Below are 5056 nucleotides of genomic sequence, written 5' to 3'. Positions count from 1 at the left end.
TCCCTGAATGAAGCCGGAAAACTCTAGCATCCGGTGGTCCAACGTTTGGGAGCGTTTCAAAGACCGCCGAGGCTCTAATCGCCGCCGGATGAAAATTCAGTGGCAGGTCATTTGGTCTCGATGTTGCACAAGGAGCCAATTCCAGCGGCCACGAAGTACTTGGTATGCACCCGTGGGAACAACATGGGCGCTTCAATTGAACGGAAACTCAAATTTATGGCTGGCTCTGACAAATTACGGACGATCAGCGATAGTTCGGGTCTCCAGCGGGATTGCAGCATGAGGCCGGCAGTCAATACCAAAGGACATTACTGCGACTTCGCCGAATGCCGGTAATAGACATCCGCCAGAATGTGGTGGTCATGGCGGTAGACTTCGGCCATGATATTATAGAGGCTTGGATCGTGAGCCTCGAAATCTTCTGATGTGGCAATGGTGAGATTGCCTCGGCTGTAAGCCAAGTTCGTATTGAACCAAAATCGCGTGCCCTCGGCCCAATACTCATCGACGTTGTTCTCCATATAGGAACACGCCCAGAGGCCTTTCTCGTAGGCGTGCGAATAGGCACGTTCAACTCGTGCAACGAGATCAGGATCTACCGTGCGCAGCGCGTTGAAAATATTATGTGAGAATTCGTGAACAAGAATGTTCCCGCCGTAATACCGCGTGCCCGGCACGCCCATCAAATTCTCCACAGCTCCCGTCGTGTAGAGCCCGCCCATGCCGCGCGCCCTTTGTGCCCAGTAGTCTCGGGCAGTCATCTTGCCGATCGTGTTGGCGTAATCCCGCCGCTCGTCAGGGGTGAGACGTGGATCATCGGGAAGAGGCTTCTTCCAATCCCGCTGCTCGGGAATATCAGTCGTCGTCTCGTCAATTGCCATGACGCCCACCCGCGCTCCAGCCTGGATTAAAGCATCGCGGACATCACGGCGTTCTGACAACATGTAGAGGACAATGTCACGTGAGATCAATAGTGCCGTGTCTGGAACCTTGTTTGACGAAATAATAGGTATGCCCGCTGCGTCAGCATATTTGGCATAAAATGGATCCAGATTGAGTGATGTCGGTGGGCTGCGAACTATGAAAGTCTCGAAACTCGATACATCAGCCGCGGACAAAGGCGAGTCAGATAAGACATTCTCAGCGCCGCCGAGTCTGCCTGCGGATGCAGCAAGAAGGTACCCACCGCACAACACCATCCCCATCGAGCATACATCCATCATCGTGACCTCTCGTTAACGGCTGTCTTTCGTGAGACGACGCAACAACCGTGCCAGTCACTAAGTATTTCCTCGGGGGCTCATCGGCGCCGCCGGCTCTGTACCAGACCATGTGCGTGACGATCGGCAACCGGTGACCAGGGTATGACGATCACCTCATACCGTTATCTAGGAGAAAATTGCGATCTCGCGGCCGCCTCGCCAGTCCTGGGAGGCGTTTGCTGTGTCCGGGGTCCTAAAAGCTTGCACCGGAAACGCACTGATCTAGGAATCCATTCCTGTACCCATCATCTTCTCCCGAGGTCGGGATCGCCAGGCAAGTATGTCCTCTGGCAATCTTCGCCGATACCCAGCGTGCCGGTCCATGGGCTGCGATAGCCAAAGCGAACCAGGGCGTTTTGCGAGGGGAACCCCTTTCAGATTCAACAGGAGAATGCTGCTGCCTATCGCCGCGTCCCATTTTGTGTGGAATCAGACTGTCGCAAACCGAACATTCCGAAAAAACCCCTCCGCCAGGTCGGGTCGTTCGACGACTTTCGACGCCGGGATAGACCAGCCCGGTTCCGCCGAGGGTTCTAATGTGATCTCGACAATTTGCCTGATTATCGCCGAAAACGTCTTTGGCTTGCTTCTGCCTGAGTAGCGAGCCTCTCAGTCATGGTCAACTTTTCAGTTCAATGTCCTGGATGCCTGATCAAGATGATCCAGCATGATGGACAAGGCGGCATGTTCACGAAGAAGTTGGAGCAGCCGCTTCATCTGGCGTCGGCAGCCGATGGCAGGCCGATTGATTGGAACGCATCCATTGGACGGATGAGTTCCATCCAAACAAATGATTTCACCAGCTTATACCAGTGCCATTAGAAGCGCCCCAACGAGTGCGTATCAAGTAGTTGCTCTGTCGACGCCTGGACAGAGTATTAAGTGGAGGTTTAGGTATGAGCCCTCAGGTGCGGTGGAAAGTGTGCTGGGAAAACGAGTTGGAGCTCTCTGACCACACGGAGCTCGCAGATTTCTTTCGGAAGACCTATGGGCCAACTGGAGCTTACAACGCCCTTCCATTCGAAGGTGCTCGTAGTTGGTCAGGAGCTAGGCCCGAGCTTCGCGTAATAGGCTATGATGCGCACGGTGTGGCCGCTCACATGGGGTTGTTGCGTCGTTTCGTTCGGGTTGGCGAGGTCGATCTACTCGTATGCGAGCTTGGATTGTGGGGCGTGCGTCCAGATCTTGAGGGGTACGGCATTAATTCGATGCGCATTGTTTACCCAGTGCTGCAGCAACTTGGCGTTCGGTTTGCGTTCGGCGGTGTTCGGCAGGCGTTGCGCAACCTTGTTCTCAGGCTCTGCCGAAATGGTCTTGCGACGGTTTTGGAAGGGGTACGCGTGCGATCCACCCTTGCCGATGTTTATCTCAACCTCCCGCCGACGCGCTGTGAAAACGTAATTTTGGTAGTATTCCCAATAGGATGCTCAATGAGTGATTGGCCATCGGGGACCTTGATCGAGCGGAATGGCCCTGAGCTATGAAAGAGCATGGTCCCATAGCTGAAGTTATCCGAAGAGACGGTGGCGGCCCAGTGATCGGTGCGTCTATTTAACCCTCGATGACGGACCGACCCACACGATGACACATCCCGCACCTTTCGATCTGCGAACGCTTAGACGTCAAGCGTGAGATATTCGAGACAAGCAGGACCATCAGGAACATATGCCCCGAAGCCTCGGTACCGCAATCCGGGCACCTGGTGGAAGTATGAACATCATCGGCTAATGCCGTATTTTTGCGCGCTCGCGGGTTCACGATCCGCGCTCCTCGTTCGACCCGCTAACTGACGCCACTGCCGCAGAGCACGGCATCGGAGCCTGCGCACAAGCGCACTGCCGACCATACTGCGATGGCCGACAACCCAGATCTTCTTGTTGGACAAGTCGTACACTCAGAGCTCTTCCCGGCTGTTCAGGGCCTTCCAGTGCTTGACATCCTCGCGCACCATCTCGGCGACGAGCTCCTGAACCGGGGCCTTGTGTTGCCAGCCCAGCTTCTGGCGGGCCTTGGTCGGATCACCGGCAGAAGATCAACTTCCGTCGGGCGGAGGTATCGAGGATCGACTTCAACAAGGCAGGCACCGGACGCGGAGTCGTAGCCAGTCGACGCCGGACGCCTTCCATTCCAAAGTAATGTTCACGTCGGCAAAAGCCCGCTCGAGAAATTGGCCGACACTCGTCGTCTCGCCGGTCGCCAAGACGTGGCCATCCGGTTTGTCCTGCTGCAGCATGCGCGACATGCCCTCGACATACTCACGTGCGTGGCCCCAGTCGTAGCTCCTGGCGCTGTTTTTGGCCAGCTGTCGGGCGCGGCGGGCCTGCGCGATCGAAGTTGGCTTGTTCAGCCACAAGGCGAAGCTCTATCACCTGGGCGCTCGCAGCGTCTCCCGTGCGATACGCCATTTCTCTCTTGGCTACAGGGATGTGCGATTGTCTCCTGTTTTCAAAGCTCTTTGTCCTGCTGATGGTCGCGGTCGCGCTGGCGCGCGGTCGACCTAGACATGTCCTGCGATTGATGAATCGATTGTGAGGTGACGAGAGCGACCGAAGCTGATTCAACATCCACAGCGGAGAGGTGGATGATGGGACAGGCCCTGAGCGATGATCTCCTAATACGGGTTTTGAAAGCGTCTGCGGCGGGCATGTCGGCTCGACAGGCTGCGGCTCGTTTCGGAGTTGGGATTTCGACGGCGATCCGCTGGATTGAAGAGCGAAAGAGGGTGAGTTAACTGCTCTGCCACAGAGCTGGAGACGACCTTCGGCAGTGGATGCACACGAGGAATTCGTTGTCGCGTTGATCAACGAGCGTAGGGATGTGACGCTCGATGAGATGGTTGAGCGCTTGTCCGTCGAGCGGCAGGTGAAGATCAGCCGCAGCGCACTTGGCGCCTGGCTTCGAGGCCGTGGGTGGACCTTTAAAAAAAGACCGCACACGCACTGGAGCAGGACCGACCGGACGTCCTGAAGCGCCGGCGCGCCTGGTTCGATGGTCAATTGGACCTCGATCCGGAGAAACTGATCTTCATCGACGAAACCGGCCTCTCGACCAAGATGTCACGGTCTGCGCGGACGTGCATTGCGAGGTGAGCGTTTGCCGTGCCGGCGTGCCGCACGGCCATTGGAAAACAACGACTTTCACCGGTGCGTTGCGCCTCAGCGGAATGACCGCCCCATTCGTCTACGATGGCGCGATGAACGGCAACGTCTTCCTTGCGTATGTCGAACAGGTGCTGGTGCCGCCCCTGGAGATCGGCGACGTCGTCATTATGGATAACCTGCCTGCACACAAGATAGCCGGTGTCCGCGATGCCATCGAACGTGCCGGCGCCAAGCTCATGTTCCTGCCGCCCTATAGTCCGGACTTCAATCCAATCGAGAACGCATTCTCGAAGCTGAAAGCCATGTTGCGAGGCCGAGCCGAGCGAAAGATCGATGCTCTATGGGATGCGGTCGGGGCCTTGATACCTCGCTTCACTGCGGCAGAATGCGCAAACTACCTTAAGGCCGCTGGATATGACCCAGATTGAGCAGGATTTGCTCTAGCGGTGCAAGTGATGCCATCACGACACCGTCTGTCGGCTTTGTCTGATCGGCGACATTAGGTTTGTTTGGCAGTTTCCTGTGGTGGTTCGGAGTAACTTTCTGAAACCCAACAAAAGGATCTTTCCTTTGGCTCGATCGGCCCACATGGCACGGGTTTTGAAGATTGCCATGCGAGGCGGCGCGAGCTGCCTGCCTTTTACTCAGCGATGGATGGAACGAAAGAAGGAAGGCGATATGTCAGATTTGCGT

General features: G+C 56.2%; 2 protein-coding genes and 2 pseudogenes. 2 read left to right on the top strand and 2 right to left on the bottom strand.

Translation table 11 applies throughout. From position 1 onward, the window contains the following. Positions 1–308 precede the first annotated feature (308 nt). A complete protein-coding gene (locus QWJ46_RS30765) occupies positions 309–1223 on the bottom strand; it encodes a hypothetical protein (RefSeq protein ID WP_010034735.1) in 915 nt (304 codons plus the stop codon). Positions 1224–2158: 935 nt separating this feature from the next. On the opposite strand from QWJ46_RS30765, the gene nodA reads away from it, so the two are divergent. After that, complete coding sequence (gene nodA, locus QWJ46_RS30760) at positions 2159–2746, top strand: nodulation N-acyltransferase NodA (RefSeq protein WP_004679687.1); 588 nt, start codon at positions 2159–2161, stop codon at positions 2744–2746. Between the two features lie 410 nt (positions 2747–3156). On the opposite strand, the pseudogene QWJ46_RS30755 reads toward nodA, so the two are convergent. Beyond that, positions 3157–3549: pseudogene (locus QWJ46_RS30755) on the bottom strand (GDP-mannose 4,6-dehydratase); the annotation flags it as partial. Between the two features lie 297 nt (positions 3550–3846). On the opposite strand from QWJ46_RS30755, the pseudogene QWJ46_RS30750 reads away from it, so the two are divergent. After that, a pseudogene (locus tag QWJ46_RS30750) lies at positions 3847–4791 on the top strand (IS630 family transposase). The last annotated feature ends 265 nt before the right edge of the window (positions 4792–5056 follow it).

It is taken from the genome of Rhizobium sp. CBN3, assembly GCF_030518245.1.
GTDB classification, from domain to species: domain Bacteria; phylum Pseudomonadota; class Alphaproteobacteria; order Rhizobiales; family Rhizobiaceae; genus Rhizobium; species Rhizobium aethiopicum_A.
The sequence above is the reverse complement of the archived record's forward strand: the minus strand, read 5'-3'. Positions and strand labels throughout refer to the sequence as shown.